The organism is Yoonia vestfoldensis DSM 16212 (assembly GCF_000382265.1).
Lineage (GTDB): Bacteria > Pseudomonadota > Alphaproteobacteria > Rhodobacterales > Rhodobacteraceae > Yoonia > Yoonia vestfoldensis.
This window is the reverse complement of record NZ_KB907987.1, coordinates 13,444-32,162: the sequence shown is the minus strand read 5'-3', so window position 1 is coordinate 32,162 and position 18,719 is coordinate 13,444. Positions and strand designations below refer to the sequence as shown.

At 63.2% G+C, this 18,719-nt stretch carries 16 protein-coding genes; 9 read left to right on the top strand and 7 right to left on the bottom strand.

Annotated elements, in window-relative coordinates:
* Positions 1-3: 3 nt before the first annotated feature.
* The 3 genes from H147_RS0114580 to H147_RS0114570 form a co-directional block, all read right to left on the bottom strand.
* A complete protein-coding gene (locus H147_RS0114580) occupies positions 4-480 on the bottom strand; it encodes a DUF1850 domain-containing protein (RefSeq protein ID WP_026352566.1) in 477 nt (158 codons plus the stop codon).
* The gene (locus tag H147_RS0114575) at positions 477-1,460 is read right to left on the bottom strand and encodes a TAXI family TRAP transporter solute-binding subunit (RefSeq protein ID WP_019956122.1); all 984 of its coding nucleotides are present in this window, start codon (positions 1,458-1,460) and stop codon (positions 477-479) included. Before H147_RS0114575 ends, H147_RS0114580 begins: the two co-directional genes overlap by 4 nt.
* A 120-nt stretch (positions 1,461-1,580) precedes the next feature.
* Positions 1,581-2,474: a LysR family transcriptional regulator gene (locus tag H147_RS0114570; RefSeq protein ID WP_019956121.1), complete on the bottom strand. Its 894-nt coding sequence runs from the start codon at positions 2,472-2,474 to the stop codon at positions 1,581-1,583.
* A 99-nt stretch (positions 2,475-2,573) separates the two neighbouring features.
* Here H147_RS0114570 and H147_RS0114565 point away from each other — a divergent pair, with 99 nt between their 5' ends.
* Together H147_RS0114565 and H147_RS0114560 are read left to right on the top strand one after the other, a co-directional pair.
* Positions 2,574-4,127, top strand: coding sequence for a proton-conducting transporter transmembrane domain-containing protein (locus H147_RS0114565; protein ID WP_019956120.1), 1,554 nt, complete (start codon positions 2,574-2,576; stop codon positions 4,125-4,127).
* 40 nt (positions 4,128-4,167) lie between these two features.
* Positions 4,168-6,558, top strand: a complete 2,391-nt coding sequence (locus H147_RS0114560; RefSeq protein WP_019956119.1) for a YbcC family protein — start codon at positions 4,168-4,170, stop codon at positions 6,556-6,558.
* Here H147_RS0114560 and H147_RS19850 read toward each other — a convergent pair.
* The 3 genes from H147_RS19850 to H147_RS0114545 form a co-directional block, all read right to left on the bottom strand.
* Positions 6,515-7,099: a DNA-3-methyladenine glycosylase gene (locus H147_RS19850; RefSeq protein ID WP_019956118.1), complete on the bottom strand. Its 585-nt coding sequence runs from the start codon at positions 7,097-7,099 to the stop codon at positions 6,515-6,517. The two genes, H147_RS0114560 and H147_RS19850, sit on opposite strands and share 44 nt — an antisense overlap.
* Before the next feature lie 12 nt (positions 7,100-7,111).
* Positions 7,112-8,221 (bottom strand): AI-2E family transporter, encoded by a 1,110-nt coding sequence (locus H147_RS0114550; protein WP_019956117.1) that lies wholly within the window; start codon positions 8,219-8,221, stop codon positions 7,112-7,114.
* A 285-nt stretch (positions 8,222-8,506) separates the two neighbouring features.
* Entirely contained in the window at positions 8,507-9,376 is an 870-nt protein-coding gene (locus H147_RS0114545; RefSeq protein ID WP_019956116.1) for a MurR/RpiR family transcriptional regulator, read from the bottom strand.
* 152 nt (positions 9,377-9,528) lie between these two features.
* On the opposite strand from H147_RS0114545, the gene H147_RS0114540 reads away from it, so the two are divergent.
* The 7 genes from H147_RS0114540 to H147_RS0114510 all read left to right on the top strand — a co-directional run bounded on the left by H147_RS0114540 (position 9,529) and on the right by H147_RS0114510 (position 17,248).
* Positions 9,529-10,329, top strand: a complete 801-nt coding sequence (locus tag H147_RS0114540; protein WP_110570992.1) for an N-formylglutamate amidohydrolase — start codon at positions 9,529-9,531, stop codon at positions 10,327-10,329.
* Complete coding sequence (locus tag H147_RS0114535; protein ID WP_026352563.1) at positions 10,314-10,844, top strand: TRAP transporter small permease subunit; 531 nt, start codon at positions 10,314-10,316, stop codon at positions 10,842-10,844. The genes H147_RS0114540 and H147_RS0114535 overlap by 16 nt, the downstream gene beginning before the upstream one ends.
* Entirely contained in the window at positions 10,834-12,159 is a 1,326-nt protein-coding gene (locus H147_RS0114530; protein ID WP_019956113.1) for a TRAP transporter large permease, read from the top strand. Before H147_RS0114535 ends, H147_RS0114530 begins: the two co-directional genes overlap by 11 nt.
* 57 nt (positions 12,160-12,216) lie before the next feature.
* Entirely contained in the window at positions 12,217-13,254 is a 1,038-nt protein-coding gene (locus tag H147_RS0114525; RefSeq protein WP_019956112.1) for a TRAP transporter substrate-binding protein, read from the top strand.
* A gap of 67 nt (positions 13,255-13,321) precedes the next feature.
* Positions 13,322-14,689 (top strand): glutamine synthetase family protein, encoded by a 1,368-nt coding sequence (locus tag H147_RS0114520; RefSeq protein ID WP_026352562.1) that lies wholly within the window; start codon positions 13,322-13,324, stop codon positions 14,687-14,689.
* 27 nt (positions 14,690-14,716) lie between these two features.
* Entirely contained in the window at positions 14,717-16,096 is a 1,380-nt protein-coding gene (locus H147_RS0114515) for an aldehyde dehydrogenase family protein (RefSeq protein WP_026352561.1), read from the top strand.
* A gap of 3 nt (positions 16,097-16,099) precedes the next feature.
* The gene (locus H147_RS0114510) at positions 16,100-17,248 is read left to right on the top strand and encodes an iron-containing alcohol dehydrogenase (protein ID WP_019956109.1); all 1,149 of its coding nucleotides are present in this window, start codon (positions 16,100-16,102) and stop codon (positions 17,246-17,248) included.
* 71 nt (positions 17,249-17,319) lie between these two features.
* On the opposite strand, the gene H147_RS0114505 is transcribed toward H147_RS0114510, so the two are convergent.
* On the bottom strand, positions 17,320-18,714 hold the full coding sequence (locus H147_RS0114505) for an MATE family efflux transporter (protein ID WP_019956108.1): 1,395 nt from the start codon (positions 18,712-18,714) through the stop codon (positions 17,320-17,322).
* Positions 18,715-18,719: the final 5 nt, after the last annotated feature.

Genomic DNA, 18,719 nt, shown 5'->3' with positions numbered 1-18,719 from the left:
CGGTCAGTCGGGGTGCAGGGTCAGGCGCACAGCGGTATCGGGGGCCAATCGGCTGAGCGCCAACGCGTGACCCGTGCCGGTCAGCCTGTGATCGACCCGCGCAGGGCCGACCCGCAGGGCCAGTGAATTGTCGGGGATCGGTTCAGCGATGTCCGTGATCCAGTAGCCGCCCGCCGCTGCTGGCATGATCTGACCGCGTCCTGCGACCTCGCCCAATCCGGCGGCGAAATCGTGCAGATAGGACCGCGTCAGCGTCAGTTGGCCTGCGATATTCTCGAAACAATCGGCGACGGCACCTCCGGTGACGGAATGGTTCCAGGTCAGGCAGATTTCCTCGCCCGGCTGAAACGACAATTCACCAAGCGGTGGGCCCGCCGTTTCCACGACGAGCACAGGCTGCGCCGTGGCAGGCCCGCCCGCGCAAAGCGCGGTGTAAAGAAGGGCGGCACATAGGCGCCGCCCTGCAATGGTTGCCATCATGGGCGCTGGTGATCCTGGACCGCGGCACCCACCTCTTCGAGATAGCGCAGCGCGCCGGGGTGGAACGGGATCGGCGTCGAGGCGACCGAGAAGTCGATCGTCGTGTCGTTCGCCGCCGGATGGATCGCGATCAGTTCCGCCACGTTTTCATACATCGCCTTGGTGATGTTGTAGGCCAGTTCATCATCCATATCGGCATGCACGATCAGCACGTTGGGTGTCGAGATCGTCTGCACCGCCTCGGCCATGCCGTCGTAAAGTCCCGCGCGCAGCGTGAAAGGCGCGAATGTCGGTTCGGCGTCGCGGGCGTTGGCGATTTCTTCTTCTGAAAGGCTGATGACGCTGATGTCACGGGTCGCGGCCAGGTTCATGATCGAGGATGTCGGCGGTCCCACGCTCCAGAAACCGGCGACGATGTCACCGTCGCGGATCGCATCGGCGGTTTCGTTGAAGTTTAGCCGTTGCGGTTCGAAATCATCATAGGTAATGCCGTTGGCGGCCAGGATGATCTGTGCGCTGAGTTCGGTGCCCGATCCCGGCGCGCCGACCGACACACGCTGTCCACGCAGGTCTTCCATGCTGGTGATTCCGCTGTCGGCCAATGTGACCAGTTGGACGGCGTTGGGATAGATCGATGCCAAGGCCCGCGCTTCACCGATCTGGCGCCCCTCGAATGCGCCGGTGCCGGTGAAGGCCTGATAAACCGTATCCGCCAAGGCAATCGCGATGTCGCTGTCGCCGCGCTGGATCAGCGCCATGTTCTCGACCGATGCGCCGGTGACTTCGACGCTGGCGGAATAGCCGTCCACATGGTTGTTGATCACCTCCGCAAGACCACCGCCATAGGGATAATATACGCCGCCCGTGCCGCCTGTCGCAATGGACAGTTCCTGTGCCTGTGCGGCCGAACCGATCCCGAATGCCACAACGGCGACGGGTGCTGCGAGGGCCAAGAGCCCGCGACCAAAATATGTCGTCATGATGTCTCCTCCATTTGCGGGCCATGCGCCCGCGCGTGCCCCGGTTTGGGTCCGGGATGGGAAATGGGTAACGGATGCAATCGGTTGAGAACAGTTTTTTCGAACCCGGCCTGCGTTTTTTCAACCCAGAGGTTCAGTGATATGCGCCCGGTTCAACAGCTCCGCCACCAGCGGATTGGGAAACCGGCGGCGCAGGGTGACGGCGACGAATCGTTCCGTGATGCCATCAAGACGCGCGTGCTCGACCAGCAGGCCCGCAGCCAATTCATCCTTAACAACAACCGGGGGGAGCACGGCGAACCCCGCATATGCGCGTGCCAGAAGACGCAGCATGGCCATGTCGTCCGCTTCGGCCGCGATCCGTGGCACGATGCCAAGCCTGTCGACCAGCGCATCGAACGCCGCACGCAGCGCCGATTCCGGGGTGGGCAGGATCAATGCCTCGGTCGCCAGAATCTCCGCAAGCGACCGCGCGGCATGATCGGGACGGGGTGGCCCGACAAGGCTGACGGGTTGTTCCGACAGCGCCTGCACCAGATAGGGGCTCGCCGCATCGCGTGCGGGCACAAGATTGGTCAGCACGATATCCAGCGCCATCGCCTGCAAACCGCGCAAAAGGTCTGCCTGCGTGCCTGACCGCAGGACCAGTTCGACATCGTCGCGCCCGACAAGCGACGCGACGAACCCGATCTGAAAGTTGCGCGACAGCGTGGACAATGCCCCCAGCCGCAAGACCCGCCGCGATCCCGGTGCCTGCGCCAGCGTGGCCGCCAGATCGTCGGCGGTGCGAAAGATCGCTTCGGCGTGGTCAAGCGCGATGCGCCCGGCCTCGGTCAGGGCCAGCCCGCGCCCGCGCCGTTCAAAGAGGTCATGGCCCAACGTTGTCTCGAGCGTGCGCAACTGCGTCGACAGCGCCGATTGAGACAGGTTCAGCGTGCGTGCAGCGCCGGTCAAGGTGCCGTCCCGCGCAACCGCACGAAACAGCCGGAGATGATGAAGGTTGAGTTGGGCCATTGTTCTATTTGATAGAAGTATAAAGCACAAAATATGAATTATTCTTGACGTGACGCAAGGGCTATCTGTGCCGCAGCAATCCGACACAGGAGACTGACGATGACGCTACCCATTCTTGCCTTGATCGCACCGCTGGTTCTGGCGGTCGCTGCGCTTGCCTTTGCCACGCAGCCAGGACGCCGCCCCGGCAATCTGCCGCGTCTGGCCGAAGCGGCAACGCTTCTGGCGTTCGCTCTGGCCATCGGGGGTCTGCTGCAATTGGTGCTGGCAGGTCCTGCTCAGGCCGTGGCGGTTGCGGGGCTGATCAGCATGCGACTTGATGCGGTCAGCGCCACATTGTCCCTGCTGGTGACTTTTTTGGGCTGGGTGATCTTGCGATACACGCGCAGCTATCTTGATGGCGAGGCCCGCGAAGGCGCCTTTCATGGCTGGATGCTTGCGGCGCTTGCGGCCGTGCTTGTCCTGGTGCAGGCCGGCACCATGCTCGTCTTGATCGCCGCCTTCATCGCCGCAGGCGTGGTGTTGCGACAGTTGCTGCTGTTCTATTCCGACAGGCCAGAGGCGCAGCGCGCCGCGACCAAGTTCACTTTGGTCTGGGGTCTGGGTGACGTTGTGCTGGTCGTGGCGGCGGCGCTGCTGTGGCAGACCTACGGCACTTTCGCGTTCGACGCGCTGAATGCAGCAGCGGCATCAAGCCTGCCGGCAACAGCCCAAGGTGCGGTGGCCCTGTTGGTGCTGGCGGCGATGATCAAGACCGCGACCTTCCCGCTGCACGGCTGGCTGACCGAGGTGATGGAGGCCCCGACACCCGTGTCGGCCCTGCTGCATGCCGGGATCATCAACGCGGGCGGCGTGCTGCTGATCGCCGTGGCGGGACTGGTGCAGGCCAGCCCCGGTGCCATGGCGGCACTGGTCATGGTCGGCGGGTTCACCGCGCTGTTTGGTGCGATCGTCATGCTGGCGCAAAGTGCGGTCAAAACGGCGCTGGCCTGGTCAACCGTGGCGCAGATGGGCTTTTTGCTGCTGCAATGCGGTCTGGGGCTCTGGGCCTTGGCGCTGCTGCATATCGTGGCCCATTCGCTGTACAAGGCGCATGCTTTCCTTGCATCGGGCGGTGCTGTCGCCGCTGTGCGCGAGGCGCGCAAGCCGGGGCTAGTCGCGGTGCCGCACATGCGGGCGGTGGCGCAGGCCTTTGTCATCGCGCTGGTGATCTATGCGGGCATCGCCGCGTGCTTTGGCCAGATCGCAGGGACAAAGTCGGCACAGGCATTGGCGCTGGGCGCGATCCTGATCTTCGGTGTCGCCTATCTCGTGGCCCAAGGGCTGGCTGATGCCGCACCGCGCGCGCTGACATTGCGCACGGCGGCGGCGTCCCTGGCTGCCGCGGTCGCCTATTTCGGGTTTCATGCCTTGGCGGGTTTGCTCTGGGGGGCGTCATTGCCCGCCGCACCTGTGCCCACGGCGCTGGAATGGGCGCTGATCGTGCTGGCGGTGGGGTCTTTTGGGCTAATCGCTGTCGCACAGGCGCTGTTCCCGCTTTGGGCGCATCACCCTGCCGCGGCCGGCCTGCGCGTCCATGTCGCCAACGGTTTCTATCTCAACGCGGTCCTCGACCGTCTGATCGGTGGCCTGAAAACCACCAAAACAACCTGATTGACGGGAGTTCAGTCCAATGTTCCTTCATCCCACACAAATGTCACCCGACCGGATGCCCACCCTTTTGCACCAGGCCGAAGCCGCCGCGCGTGCCATTCCGCCCGCCTTTCCCTTGGATGCAACGGTCGCTGTGAACCCGTTTCTGGGCCAGACTGGTCAAGACCTGCCCCATGCGGCGGCGCGCCTCGCGCGGGTTGCAGGCGTGCGGATCACCCGCGCGCGCGCGGATTACGCCGCCCTGATCGCCGCAGGCAAGATCACGGACGACAATCTTGCTGATGCGCTTGCTGCACATGATTTGCCACATGCGACGGCTGATCTGGCGCGTCTGAAGGCCGACCTGTCGACCCAGACCGCCGCGCCGCAAGCCGCGCCCACCGTCGCCGATCTTGCGGCTGTTGCCACCGGCACCGACTGGCCTGCCGTCATCGCGCGCAGTTTCGGCCTGTGGGCCGCGGGTCATTTCGACCGGGGGCAGGCGCTTTGGACACCCGCACCGGGGATGGGGGCCTTTGCCGCGTGGCGTGCCTGGGCAAGCCACGACCTGTCCCCGGAAATTGCCGGGCTCGCGGGGTTTTGTGCCCATGTCGCTGCAGCACCCGACACGGCTGAACGGGCGATCCTGCGCGCTACCGAAGCGCTCGATCTGACGGATGGGGCGACGGCAACAGCGTTCCACAGACTGCTTGTTGACCTTGGCGGCTGGTCGCAACATGCACGCTGGCTGCTGTGGCAGGCAGAGCTTTCGGGTGCAACAGATGCCACCCTCACGGACCTGCTGGCGATCAGATTGATCTGGGAAGAGGCGCTGCTGGCCCATGCGCCGCAGATCGCCGCAGACTGGGCGGACGTCGCCACGATGCACGCCTCACCCGTCACGCCGACGCCGGAACAGGTGACGGATGCGGTGTTGCAAACGGCTGCGGAACGGGCGCACCAGCACGGCCTTGCGATCGCGTTGCAGGGTGCAAAGGCCAAAGGCCCCCGCCCCGCGCTGCAAGCGGCGTTCTGCATCGACGTGCGCTCCGAGGTGTTCCGCCGGGCGCTCGAGGCGCAGGGCGCCGATATCGAAACCATCGGGTTTGCGGGGTTTTTCGGTCTGCCGCTGGCGCATAAGCCGCAAGGCACCGATCTGGCGCAGGCGCATCTGCCGGTGCTGTTGCAGCCGGCGATGACGTCGTGCAGTCATGACGCGCAGACCGAGCAAGCCACCCGCATTTCGGCGCGGGCCGTACGCGCCTGGGGCCGCTTCCGGCAGGCGGCGGTGTCGTCCTTTGCCTTTGTCGAGGCGGCAGGTCCCGCCTATGGCGCGAAGCTGGTCAAGGATGCGCTGGCGCTGGGGGCGGGCAAGACAGTAGCAGATCCCGCACCCCGGCTGGAAGTCCCGCTGACTGCCGCGCAAAAGGTCGCGACTGCGGCGACCGTACTGCGCGCGATGAGCCTGACGGAAGGTCACGCGCGGCTCGTGCTGCTGTTGGGTCACGGGGCACAGGTCGCCAACAATCCGCATGAAAGCGCCTATCATTGCGGTGCTTGCGCGGGCCAGACCGGTGAGATCTCGGCGCGCCTGCTGGCCGGGCTGCTGAACGATCCCGAAACGCGGGCTGGTTTGCCTGCGCAGGGGATCACGCTGGCCGATGACGTGCTGTTTGTCGCGGGTTTGCACGACACGACGACCGACAGGATCACGCTTTACGCGGATACCGCCGCACCAGATCACGTGGCGGATATAGCGCAGGCCCGCAAATGGCTGGACGCGGCGGGCGGCGTCGCGCGGGCAGAACGCGCCCTCCGCCTGCCCGGAGCAACGGCGCAAACGGTCATGGCGCGCGCTCTCAACTGGGCCGAGGTGCGCCCCGAATGGGGCCTTGCAGGCTGTGCGGCCTTTGTTGCGGCACCCCGGGGCGCCACGGCGGGCGTGGATCTGGGCGGGCGGGCCTTCCTGCACAGCTATGACTGGCGCGCGGATGCGGATTTCGCCACGCTCGAACTGATCATCACTGCTCCGGTCGTCGTGGCCAGCTGGATCAGCCTGCAATACTACGGGTCGACGGTTGCGCCGGATGTGTTCGGGGGGGGCAACAAGCTGATCCACAACGTCGTTGGCGGGGTTGGCGTGGTCCAGGGCAACGGCGGTGTCTTGCGCCCTGGCCTGCCATGGCAGACGGTCCATGACGGTGAAAAGCTCGCGCATGATCCGTTGCGCCTGTCGGTCCTGATCGAAGCCCCGCAAGAGGCGATCAGCGCCGTGCTGGAAAAGCACCCGCCGGTGCGTGCGCTGTTCGACAACGGCTGGATGCATCTTTTTGCGCTGCGGGAGGGCCGCATGGCCGGCCGGTATCACCCAGGCCTGATCTGGGCCGATTGTGGGCCGGCCGGCGATGTCACGGCATCCGGTCGCGAACCCGCAAGCGCGCGGGTCGCGTGAAAGGGCGGCTCAGACCGCGCGCACCGACAAGGCCGAACCGCCACGGCAGGTCTTGCGCTTTGCTGATCCCGATGCGCTGACCGACCAGTATCGGCGGCGCGACCTCTGGCAGGGTGATCGCAAGATCCACCCCGTCGAAGGGCGCGCCGTCATCCGTCGGCTGGATGGCAAGCGCCTCGGTCAGCCTGCCGGGACCATTGCAGAGCTGCGTGTTGCCGCGTCGCTGCCGCATGGCATCGACCCCGATTTCGGGCAGGATGGCGCGGATCAGCACAGCCTCGCCGGGTAAGGCGACGACATTCAGGCACAGATGGATGCCGTAGGATCGGTAGACATAGGCATGGCCTGACGGGCCGAACATCGCGGCATTGCGTGCCGTCCGTCCGCGAAAACTATGTGATGCGGGATCGTCGCGGACATACGCTTCGGTCTCGATGATGGTGCCGCCAGCGCCACGAACCGTCAGGCCAGCGCCGATCAGGCGGCGGGCAAGCGCCACCGCGTCCAGCCCTGCAATCTGGTCGCGAAATCCTGACGGCATGGATAGCCCCGTCTAATGCGCCAATGTGGTCTCTTCGGGCGCAAGATCATCTCCTGCCCCGTCAATTGTTCGTCCGCTCAGAAAATTTCCGAAGGTCGCGAGCGTGGGCACATGATCGCAGATCACCTTGACAAGAACAAGGATCGGGACCGCCAGCAGCGCGCCCGGGATGCCCCAAAGCCATGTCCAGAAAATCACTGTCAGGAACACCGCCACGATATTGAGCTGCAACCGAACGCCCAGAAACCACGGGGTGACGAACTGCCCCTCGATCGCGGTCAGCGCCTGATAGGCCAAGGGGGCGAGCAAGGCGTAATAGACGTTGTCAAAATGCACGATGGCAAAGGCGCCGACACCCAGCGTGCCGATCACACCCCCAAGAAAAGGCAGGTAATTCAGACAGAAAGCGGCGACGCCCCAGACAAAAGGATAAGGCATCTCGAGCAGGTAAAGGACGCAAGCCACCGCCACGCCCAGCCCTGCGTTGATGAGCGTGATGGCGACGAGATAATGCGACATGCGGCGCTCGATTTCGTAGATCACCGTCAGCGCACGTTTCTTGTCGCCGAACCTCGAAAACGACTCGACGACCTTGACGTAGAACATGTTGCCCGATGCCAGCAAGAACAATGCTAGGATCAGGCCAACCACCAGCGACGTCACGAAACTGGCCAAATTGCTGACCGCCGTGGTCAAGAGACCGGGTTGCTGCATCACGACGGTATCGACATCTTGGGCACCGCCCTGGGCCAGATCACCGACCTGTTTCGTCGCGTCCTGAACGGCGGACACCGACTCGCCCAACCCGCGCAGCTTTGATCGCAGTTCTGACGTGATGCGGGGGATATCGTCGAACCAACTGACAACCGACCCGCCAAGGACCGCAACCGCCAACCCGATCAGCGCGATCAGCCCTACGATGATGGCCGATGCCCCAAGCGCGGACGGAACGCCATGCCGCGACAGCCAGCGGACCCATGGCCCAAGCGTCAGGGCGAGCAACACCCCCAGAACGACGGGCAGGACGACATCCTTGGCGAAATAGAGCGCCGCAAGCGTCATCAGGATGACGATCATGACAAGCAGCCTGTTCGTCGTCCGCACGTTATCAAGATCGTTCATTGGTGCCTGCTCCATTCTCTCACACCGACAGATCATGCGTCCGCAGGTGACTTTTCGCGTTGAAAACACGTTGATGGATGCATTTCGTCACGACTTGGTGATCTCGGAACGAAACCGGGCCATGAAAAGTTCCCGATCCTCGCAACGTCCGGCCGTGCTTTTCGGGGGCGCCGCCTCGATCCCACAGGATCACGCGGCGTGAAGGCTGTCATTGCCCTAGCCCCGCCGCCCTGTCTTGTCGATAAGTCTTCGCCGCGATGCGGCCTGGCCGTCACAGAGCCGGGTTCAACGCATCCGCTTGAACAAAAGCATATCTTCGTAAAACCGTTCCATCCGTTCCATGCGCTCGCGGGTTTCCTGCCAGTTCGCGTCCTGGATCGCGGATAGCAGCGCCTCGACGAGCCCGACCAGCGGCACGATCGTGTCCCATGCCGATGGGACCTCGATCTGGGATGTCAGGATATGCTGCGCGACCGCTGCCGTGGGCGATACCCAGCGATCAGTCAGCAGGACGACCTCGACCCCCTGGGTATGTGCAAGCTCTGCGAATTGCTGCATTGACGGCTCGTAGCGACGGATGTCGAACACGACCAGCACATCGCCGGTTTTCATTTCAAGCAAGGCGGGCGGCCATGTGTTGGGCAGACTCGACAGCAGGGTCACATCGCTGCGCATGACATGCAGGGCGGTGGCGAAATATTCCGCGACCGACCGCGTCAGCCGCCCGCCGATCAGGTAGACCGACCGGGATCTATCGGCCAGCAGATCCCTGACGGTGTCGAAAACCCGCAGATCCTGCTGGCTCAGCGTCTGGTTCAGATTCTCGATCACCCGCAAGGCAAAGCGGTTCAACGGATGGTCAATTTCTGACATATCCGCCCATTTTTCATGCTTGGCGATAGGCGAGGCGAGGCGTTCTCCCATCTCCTCGTGCAGTTGTGCGCGAAATGCCGGGTAACCGCTGAACCCGATCTTGCGGACCAGCCGCACCAGCGTGGGTGCGGAAACGCCTGCATCCTGCGCAATCTCTGCGACCGATCCCAGCACGGACAGAGGAAAATTGCCCAGCATATGGCTGGTCAACTGCCGTTCGGCGCGGGTCATGCCGGGCATCGCGGCACGCAGTCGGTCTTCAAGCGTTTGCATTTGGGTCATGGCGCATTGCCTTTCGCGGGAGGTATGAAAAACTTTCGCCCCAACTTGTTACAAACGTTTCAGAAAAGATAGAACCGAAATGTAGTTGACACAAAATCGGGATGTGGTGCAGCCTTCTTGCATGATGAAATCCAGCCCGCGGAAAGGCCGACATGAGACCGCAAAAGGCATCGGCAGAGTGGACGGGCAGCATGGCGTCTTGGGGGATCGCAGGTCATGCGGCACCCGGCGTCATCCTGATCTGCGAACACGCATCCAATCATTTTGTCGAACCGTGGTTGATCGACGATGCCGACCTGCTGGCATCCCATGCGGCCAGCGATCCGGGTGCTTTGGACCTTGCGCTGGCCCTCGGGCCGCTGCTGGCGCAGCAGCATGGCGGGGCGGAACTGGTCCATGCGCCGCTGTCGCGCCTGATCTATGACCTGAACCGCAGCCCCGACCGCCCCGATGCCTGTCCGGCACAGACCGAACTGCACCATATCGTGCTGAACGATGCGCTGGGCGTCACAGAACGGCTGGCGCGGATGGAAAGCCTGTATCTGCCGTTCCACAACCTTGTCCGTGCCCGCATCGCCCGTGCGCTGGCCTTGGGACGGCGGCCCGTGGTGCTGACGATACATTCCTTTTCACCGACATGGCATGGCTTGCCGCGCACGGTAGAATTCGGAGTCATCCATGACGATCTTCCCCGGCTTGCGCGTCAGATCGTGGCCGAAGCCGGCGATCTGGCCCTCAAGACCGAGCTGAACGCACCCTATTCGGCGGCAGATCATGTGACCCATACGCTGCGGCTGCACGCGCTGCCATACGGGCTGGACAATGCCATGCTGGAATTTCGCAACGACCTGATCGCGACGCCTGCCGACCGGGCTGCCCTCTCGCAGCGTCTGGCACGTGTGCTGTCTCGCGCGATCACAAAAGTCGCGGAGGTGCCATGCCCCGCTTTGTAATGGCCTATCTGCATTTCGTCGAAATGGTGAATTACCGCGTCGGGCGACTGGCGATGTGGAGCTTGTTCGCCCTCATGGGCGTGTTGACCTGGGGGGCTGTCGCGCGGGCAGGATTCTCGCCGCAGATATGGACCGATGAAATGGCGCAGTTCCTGCTTGTCGGCTATTTCATGCTGGGCGGTGCCTATGCGCTGCAAATGGGGTCTGCCGTGCGGATGGACCTGCTCTATGCGCGCTGGTCCGACCGCACCAAGGCCGCCGTCGATTGCATCACCATTTTCACCCTTTTCATCTATCTGGGTGTGCTGCTGTGGGGCGGCATCGAAAGCACGCAATTCGCGCTGGAATATGGCGAACGGCGGCGCGGGTTGTGGCAACCTTATATGGCGCCGATCAAGATCATAATGTGCACCGGGATCGTGCTGATGATCCTGCAATGCACAGCCTTTCTGATCCGCGACATCGCCACCCTGCGGGGCATCAAGATCGCCGAGCGAGATACCAATGCCCTATGAAATGATCGCCGCACTGATGTTCGGGTCGATGCTGGCCGTGATGCTGACCGGACAGCGCATGTTCGGTGTGATCGGCTTTGTCGCGGTGGTCGCGGCAGTCTGGCTCTGGGGCGATCGCGGGGGCCATGATCTGGCCTTTGCCCAGACCATAAAGCTGATGAACTGGTTTCCGCTGATGACGCTGCCGATGTTCATTTTCATGGGCTATGTGTTGTCCGAAAGCAAACTGGCGGATGATCTGTACCGGATGTTCCACGTCTGGTTCGGCCCGGTGCCGGGGGGGCTGGCGATCGGGACGATCCTGCTGATGGTGCTGATTTCGGCCATGAACGGGCTGAGCGTCGCGGGTATGGCCATCGGGGCCACCATCGCGCTGCCGGAACTGCTCAAGCGGAATTATGACAAGCTGATGGTCACAGGCGTCATTCAGGCGGGGTCGAGCCTTGGCATTCTGGTGCCGCCATCCGTCGTGTTGGTGCTTTATGCGATGATCGCGCGCCAGCCGGTAACGCATCTGTGGGCGGCGGGTCTGCTGCCGGGCCTGATGCTGGCCACGATGTTCATCATCTATATCTGGCTGCGCTGCCGGATGAACCCCGCACTTGGCCCTGTGATTGATCCCGACGAACTGGCGCAGGTCACCATGCGCGAAAGATACCGGTTGCTTTTGGCGGGGCTGATGCCCCTGGGCATTTTCGCGGTGATGATGGTGCCGTTTCTGCTGGGATATACCCGTCTGGTCGAAAGCGCGGTCGTGGGCGCGATTGCGGCCTTGCTCGTCAGTATCGCCAAGGGGCGGATGACATGGGCCATTCTGGAAACCTGCACCAAAAAGACGCTGGCGATTTCGTGCATGTTTCTCTGGATCATCCTCGCCGCGCTGGCCTTTGGCGCCGTGTTCGACGGGCTGCGTGCGGTCGATTTCGTGCGCACCTTGTTCATCGACAACCTGGGCCTGGGACGCTGGGAAATCCTCATCCTGATGCAGGTCTCATTCCTGCTGATGGGGATGTTTCTGGACGACACCGCGATGCTGGTGATTGTCGCGCCGCTTTATGTGCCGATCGTGCAGATGCTGGAATTCAACCTGATCTGGTACGGCGTGCTTTATACGATCACCTGCCAGATCGCCTATATGACGCCGCCGTTCGGCTACAACCTGTTCCTGATGCGCGCGATGGCCCCGAATGAGGTCAGCCTGATCGAGATTTATCGATCAATCGTGCCTTTTGTTGGGGTGATGATCCTTGGCCTTGGGATCATCATGGCCTTTCCGCAGATCGCGCTCTGGCTGCCCGGCGTATTGTTTCCCTGAATTACCACCAAGAGCGGGCGAACCCGCCTGATTTTCAACCAACCGGAAGGAAAGATCATGACCACGACAAGACGGAAGTTCCTGACCACGGGCGCCCTTGGCGGTGCCGCAGCACTGGCGGCCCCTGCCGTTCATGCGCAATCAACCATCCGCTGGCGGCTGCAAACCTATGCGGGCGCGTCGCTGGGCGCGCAGGTGGCCAAACCCGCGATCGACATGTTCAACGCCATCGCAGGCGATGAAATGCAGATCGACCTGTTCTACGCCGACCAGTTGGTCCCTACGGGAGAGCTGTTTCAGGCCATGCAGCGCGGCACCATCGACGCTGTGCAATCGGATGACGACAGCATGGCGTCGCCCACCGAAGTCACCGTGTTCGGCGGCTATTTCCCATTTGCCAGCCGCTATTCGCTGGATGTGCCCGCGTTGTTCAACAACTGGGGCTTGAATGAAATCTGGGGCGAAGAATATGCCAATGTCGGTGTGAAGCACATCTCGGCGGGGTCGTGGGACCCGTGCCATTTCATCACGTCATCGCCGATCAACTCACTGGCTGATATGCAGGGCAAGCGTGTGTTCACCTTCCCGACCGCCGGGCGGTTCCTGTCGCAATTCGGTGTCGTGCCGGTGACGGTGCCTTGGGAAGATGTGGAAATCGCGCTGCAAACCCGCGAAATCGACGGTGTGGCATGGTGCGGCATGACCGAAGCCTACGAAGTCGGCTGGGCGGATGTCACGTCGCATTTCCTGACGAACAACATCTCTGGTGCATGGATCGGGCATTTCTTTTCCAACATGGACCGCTGGAACGAATTGCCGCCACATTTGCAGGCGCTGATGACCACCTGTTTCGAACAATCCCACTACTACCGCCAGCACTGGTACTGGGCAGGCGAGGCACGGTTGCGCACCGAAGGCGACAAGCTGGAGCTGACATCCATCCCCGACGCCGAATGGGGCACGGTCGAGGCTGCGGCGCGCGATTTCTGGGAAGAGATCGCCGCCGAATCCGAAACCAAGGCACGCGTGGTCGAAGTGTTCCGCAATTACAATGCCGCGATGGATCAGGCCGGACGGCCCTATCGCTACTCCTGATCAATAGGGATGGGGGTGCGCCCCCATCCCACGCCGACGCTACGACATGAATAAAGGGGCAATGACCATGCCGGGACTGATGACTTTGGATGAACTGCGCGGCGCTTTTGACGCGGGCGAGATTGACACCGTGCTGGTCGCCGCGCCCGACATGCAGGGCCGCTTGGTCGGCAAACGGTTCCACGCCGCGCATTTTCTGGACTCGGGCTACCAGGAAACGCATTGCTGCAACTACCTGCTCGCCACCGATATGGAGATGGTGACGGTCGCTGGCTATGATTCCACCTCTTGGGCGAAGGGCTATGGCGATTACGTCATGAAACCCGATCTGGGCACCTTGCGCCGGGTGCCGTGGCTGCCCGGCACCGCGCTGGTCATCTGCGACATGCTTGACCACCACACGCACAAGGAAATCACCATTTCCCCCCGCGCGATCCTGAAACGGCAGGTCGCCCGCGCCCAAGCGCTGGGCTATGCGCCGATGGCCGCGACGGAACTGGAATTCTACATTTTCGAGCAAAGCTATGAGGCCCTGCGCGATGGTGGCACCGATCAGCTGACCCCGATTTCGGCCTACAACGAAGATTACCATCTGTTCCAGACCACGAAGGAAGAACCGCTGATGCGGGCCTTGCGCAACGGGCTCTATGGTGCTGGCATTCCGGTCGAGAATTCCAAGGGCGAGGCCGAGGCCGGACAGGCCGAAATCAACATCCGTTATGATGAGATGGTCACGACGGCGGATTATCATGTCATCACGAAACAGGCGACCAAGGAAATCGCGCATGGTCTTGGCAAATCCGTAACCTTTATGGCGAAATACGACCACCGCCGCGCGGGATCATCCAGCCATGTGCATCAATCGCTCTGGACGATGGATGGCGCGCCCGCCTTTCTGGACCGCGACGCCGAATACGGCATGTCCGCGCTGATGCGGCAGTATATGGCAGGCCAGCTGGCCCATGCGCGCGAGATCACCGCGCTGCTGGCGCCTTATGTGAACAGCTACAAACGGTTCTGCGTCGGCATGTTCGCCCCCACCAAGGCGGTCTGGTCGCTTGACAACCGCACCGCCGGTTTCCGCGTCTGTGGCGACGGCACTAAGGCTGTGCGCGTCGAATGCCGGATCGGTGGGGCGGACCTGAACCCCTATCTGGCCTGCGCGGCCTTGCTGGCCGCAGGGCTGGCAGGCATCGAAGGCGGGATGGATTTGGAACCAGAGATGCAGGGTGACAGCTATGGCAATGCGGCCGCGCGCGAGATACCGAAAACCTTGCGCGAATCCGCTGACCTGCTGGAAGGGTCCGCCATGCTGCGCGAAGCCTTCGGCGATGATGTGGTGGATCATTACACCCGCGCCGCAAGGTGGGAGATTGAAGAACATGACCGCGTCGTCACCGATTTTGAACGACAGCGGTTGCTGGAACGGGTCTAGGCCCGGACCACACAGACAGGAGCCTTGATGACAACGATCAGCCTGATTTCACCCGTGGACGGGTCGGTTTATGCCGAACGCCCCGCATTGCCGCTTGCCGATGCGCAGGCTGCAGTCGCCCGTGCGCGCAACGCGCAAGGTGCGTGGGCCGCACAGCCGCTTGACGCGCGGATCGCCATCGTGCTGGCGGGGATCACCGCGCTTGAAGGCATGGCCGCCGAAATCGTGCCGGAACTTGCGTGGCAGATGGGCCGCCCTGTGCGCTATGGCGGCGAATTCGGCGGCGTGCGCGAAAGGTCCAACTACATGGCCGGCATTGCCGCCGATGTGCTGGCCGATGAAGTGGTCGAGGACAGCGCCAAATTCACCCGCCTGATCGCGCGCGAGGCGCAAGGCGTGGTTTTCGTGATCGCGCCATGGAACTACCCGTTCCTGACAGCCGTCAACACCATCGTTCCCGCGCTGATCGCGGGCAATGCCGTGGTGCTGAAACATGCCAGCCAGACCCTGCTTGCGGGCGAACGTCTGGCGCAGGCCTTTCATGCCGCAGGCGTGCCGCAGGATGTGTTTCAGAATGTCGTGCTGGACCACGCCACGACCGAGGCGCTGATCGCGGATCGCAGTTTTGATTTCATCAACTTCACCGGCTCTGTCGGTGGCGGGCGCGCGATTGAAAAAGCAGCCGCTGGCACTTTCAGCGGGACGGGTCTCGAACTGGGTGGCAAAGACCCCGGCTATGTCCGCGCAGATGCCGATCTGGATGCTGCTGTTGACGGCCTGATGGACGGGGCGATGTTCAATTCGGGGCAATGCTGCTGCGGGATCGAACGGATTTATGTGCATGAAAGCCTCTATGATGCTTTCGTCGAAAAGGCCGTCGCATGGGTGCGCGCCCAGCGCCTTGGCAATCCGCTGGATCAGGACACAACGATGGGGCCGATGGCGCATAAACGCTTTGCCGCCATCGTGCGCGATCAGGTGGCCGAGGCTGTCGCCCAAGGCGCCCATGCGCTGATTGATCCAGCCGAATTCCCCGCCGATGATGGCGGCGCCTATCTCGCCCCGCAAATCCTGACCCATGTCACCCAAGACATGCGCGTGATGCGCGAAGAAAGTTTCGGCCCCGTCGTCGGAATCATGCCCGTCAAGGACGATGCCGAGGCGATCGGCCTGATGAACGATTGCGCCTATGGCCTGACCGCATCCATCTGGACCCGCGACGCCGCCGCTGCACGCCAGATCGGCGCGCAGATCGCAACCGGCACCGTGCTGATGAACCGCTGCGATTATCTGGACCCCGCCCTCTGCTGGACCGGCTGCAAGGATACCGGACGCGGTGCCGCCTTGTCCGCGCTGGGCTATCTGGCGCTGACGCGTGCCAAATCCTACCACCTCAAAAAGGCCTGAGACATGACATTCACTGCCAACTGGAGCTATCCGACCGCGATCAAATTCGGGGTCGGCCGGATCGCCGAACTGCCCGACCTGTGCAAGGGCGCGGGCATCACGCGGCCCCTGCTTGTCACCGACAAGGCGCTGGCCAGTCTGCCCATCACGGCGCAGGCGCTGGACCTGCTGGATGCGGCCGGTCTTGGCCGCGCGGTATTTTCCGAAGTGGACGCCAACCCGACAGAGGCGAACCTTGACGCCGGCCTGTCCGTCTATCGCGCGGGCGGGCATGACGGGGTTGTCGCCTTCGGCGGCGGGTCTGCACTCGACCTTGGCAAGCTGATCGCGCTGATGGTGGATCAGCCTGTCGGCATCTGGGATCTGGAAGATATCGGCGACTGGTGGACCCGCGCCAATCCCGCCACCATCGCCCCGATCATCGCCGTGCCGACGACTGCCGGCACAGGGTCCGAGGTCGGGCGCGCCGGTGTGCTGACCGACAGCGCCACACACCGCAAGAAAATCATCTTTCACCCCAAGCTGATGCCCACCGTCACGCTGTGCGATCCCGCACTGACCGTGGGCATGCCCGCCTTTATCACCGCAGGCACCGGCATGGATGCGCTGGCTCATTGTCTGGAGGCCTATTGCAGCCCGCATTACCACCCGATGAGTCAGGGGATCGCGCTGGAAGGGATGCGGTTGGTCGTCGAAAACCTGCCGCGGGTCTATGCCACCCCCGATGATCTGGACGCACGCGCCAACATGATGTCAGCGGCGGCGATGGGGGCTGTCGCCTTCCAGAAAGGGCTGGGCGCGATCCACAGCCTCAGCCACCCGATCGGGGCTGTCTACAACACCCACCACGGCACGACGAACGCTGTGGTCATGCCGATGGTGCTGGATTTCAACCGTGCCGTCATCGAGGACCGGATCGACCGCGCCGCCGCCTATCTGGGAATCGCCGGTGGGTTTGACGGTTTCTACGCGCTTGTGATGGAGCTGCGCGCGAGCCTCTTGATCCCTGCCAACCTGACGGTGCTGGGTGTCGAGGCGGCAAAGCTGGACGAGCTGACCGAGATGGCGCTGCTCGACCCGTCCTGCGGCGGCAATCCGGTGGAAATGACCCGCACGAACACCCGCGCGTTGTTCGAGGCCTGTATGGGTTGATCCCGACGGGTGGCGCGGACCTAAGCGCTTCGCAAGACGCGCATGCGTGTCTTGCCGGTGCCGGATATTGTTCACCGGCGACGGTGCAACAGGCTCATCAGCCGCGCCTGCCGGTCAAAGGGCTTTTCCGGCGCGGCGCCACCGGCTTCACCGTCCATCATACGCCGCACCATGACAGCGGCCACCCCTGCAAATATCACGCCGCCGACCGCCTGCCCGATCAGCACGCCAGCAGCGCCGAACAATGCGCCGCCTGCCAGCACAAAAGGCACGGTTCCCAAGGTATGCCGCCCCCAGTTGATCCAGGTGGACCGGAACGGATGGCCCATATTGTTGAATGCGGCATTGGCGACAAAGATCACCCCGTTGAAGAAGAAAGCGAGCGCCAGAGGACCGCAGAACAGGACCAGCAGGTCGCGCGTCACCCCCTCGGCCCCGAAAAGCGCGATGATGGGTCCGCGCAGGCCAAAGAGGATGCCTGTCATCGCTAAGGTGAAAATCCCGCAGAACAGCAGCCCGTCGCGATAGGCCTGCCTGACCCGGTCCATCCGTCCGGCGCCAAAGTTCTGGCCGATCACCGGCCCGATTGCCCCGGACAGTGCAAAGATCACGCCAAAGGCCACCGGGGTCATCCGGCCGACGATGGCCATGCCCGCCACTGCGGCCTCGCCATAGCTGGCCATGGCGCGCGTCACGAAGGCTTGCCCAAGAGGCGTCGCCAGTTGCGTCAGGATCGCCGGGGCGGCGATTGTCACGATTGGCGGCAGGGCGACCGACAGTTCCGGGATGCCGGGGCGCACCAGCCCGCCGTGGTGGCGAAAGATCGGGATCAGCGCCGTGCCTGCGATCACCAGCCGTGCCGCGACGCTGGCCAGCGCCGCCCCTGTCAGATCCAGCCCCAGACCAAAGATCAGGATCGGATCGAGCACCGCATTGACCAGCGCGCCCCAGATCGTCGCCATCATTGCGCGGCGTGCATCACCATGTGCACGCAGGATCGCGCCGCCCACCATGCCGACCATCAGGAACGGCAGGCTGGGCACAATGATCTGGAGATAGCCAACGGCAAGATCCTGCGTCTCGCCCGTCGCGCCCATCAGCGCGACAAGCGAGCCGAGGTTGAACCAGACCGCCGCCGCGAAGACCGCACCAAAGACCACGCCCCAGACCAGCGCCGCCGCGGCCTGCGCCTTGGCCAATTCTGCGTGGCCTTGCCCAAGAGCCCGGGCCACCAGCGCGCCAGCCGCAATGGCCATGCCGATGCCGAAGGACGTGGTGAAGAACAGGATTGCGCCCGCGTATCCCACCGCCGCCGCCAGTTCCGCGTTACCCAGCATCGAGATAAAGACCATGTCGATGAAGTCGACCGCGAAGACCGCCATCAGCCCGACCGAGGATGTCAGCGCCATCACAGTGATATGGCGAAAGAGGTTGCCCTCCAGGAAAACGGCGCGTGCTTCGGCCATGGGGC

Coding starts and splice junctions, on each gene's coding strand:
- H147_RS0114580 (WP_026352566.1), bottom strand. CDS start 480: ATGATGGCAACCATTGCAGGGCGGCGCCTATGTGCCGCCCTTCTTTAC.
- H147_RS0114575 (WP_019956122.1), bottom strand. CDS start 1,460: ATGACGACATATTTTGGTCGCGGGCTCTTGGCCCTCGCAGCACCCGTC.
- H147_RS0114570 (WP_019956121.1), bottom strand. CDS start 2,474: ATGGCCCAACTCAACCTTCATCATCTCCGGCTGTTTCGTGCGGTTGCG.
- H147_RS0114565 (WP_019956120.1), top strand. CDS start 2,574: ATGACGCTACCCATTCTTGCCTTGATCGCACCGCTGGTTCTGGCGGTC.
- H147_RS0114560 (WP_019956119.1), top strand. CDS start 4,168: ATGTCACCCGACCGGATGCCCACCCTTTTGCACCAGGCCGAAGCCGCC.
- H147_RS19850 (WP_019956118.1), bottom strand. CDS start 7,099: ATGCCGTCAGGATTTCGCGACCAGATTGCAGGGCTGGACGCGGTGGCG.
- H147_RS0114550 (WP_019956117.1), bottom strand. CDS start 8,221: ATGAACGATCTTGATAACGTGCGGACGACGAACAGGCTGCTTGTCATG.
- H147_RS0114545 (WP_019956116.1), bottom strand. CDS start 9,376: ATGACCCAAATGCAAACGCTTGAAGACCGACTGCGTGCCGCGATGCCC.
- H147_RS0114540 (WP_110570992.1), top strand. CDS start 9,529: ATGAGACCGCAAAAGGCATCGGCAGAGTGGACGGGCAGCATGGCGTCT.
- H147_RS0114535 (WP_026352563.1), top strand. CDS start 10,314: ATGCCCCGCTTTGTAATGGCCTATCTGCATTTCGTCGAAATGGTGAAT.
- H147_RS0114530 (WP_019956113.1), top strand. CDS start 10,834: ATGCCCTATGAAATGATCGCCGCACTGATGTTCGGGTCGATGCTGGCC.
- H147_RS0114525 (WP_019956112.1), top strand. CDS start 12,217: ATGACCACGACAAGACGGAAGTTCCTGACCACGGGCGCCCTTGGCGGT.
- H147_RS0114520 (WP_026352562.1), top strand. CDS start 13,322: ATGCCGGGACTGATGACTTTGGATGAACTGCGCGGCGCTTTTGACGCG.
- H147_RS0114515 (WP_026352561.1), top strand. CDS start 14,717: ATGACAACGATCAGCCTGATTTCACCCGTGGACGGGTCGGTTTATGCC.
- H147_RS0114510 (WP_019956109.1), top strand. CDS start 16,100: ATGACATTCACTGCCAACTGGAGCTATCCGACCGCGATCAAATTCGGG.
- H147_RS0114505 (WP_019956108.1), bottom strand. CDS start 18,714: ATGGCCGAAGCACGCGCCGTTTTCCTGGAGGGCAACCTCTTTCGCCAT.